Genomic DNA, 300 nt, shown 5'->3' with positions numbered 1-300 from the left:
GTCCCCGTTGACCCCGGTAGCGATCAGGACCACGGCGTTCACGACCCGTCCACCCTCGCGCACTTTCATCGTCAGCGCGTCCGCGGCGACGAACGTGAACGCCCCCCGCGGCATCCAATGGGCGGTGGCGGAACTGCTCGACGTGCTCGTCGAGGTCCGCAGCCATGCGCGACACCTGCGACTTGGACAGGGAGTTGATGCCGAGGGTCTTGACCAGCTTGTCCATCCGGCGTGTCGAGACTCCGGCGAGGCAGGGAGTCAGCGACCACGGTGATCAGCGCGGACTCGGCTCGCTTGCGC

The 300-nt window shown here is 67.7% G+C and carries 1 pseudogene; it reads right to left on the bottom strand.

Annotation, left to right across the window (positions count from 1 at the left end):
* Positions 1 to 300: pseudogene (locus tag ELR45_RS41815) on the bottom strand (transposase); the annotation flags it as partial.

The organism is Phytoactinopolyspora endophytica, assembly GCF_004138495.1.
Classification (GTDB): domain Bacteria; phylum Actinomycetota; class Actinomycetes; order Jiangellales; family Jiangellaceae; genus Phytoactinopolyspora; species Phytoactinopolyspora endophytica.
The sequence above is the reverse complement of the archived record's forward strand: the minus strand, read 5'-3'. Positions and strand labels throughout refer to the sequence as shown.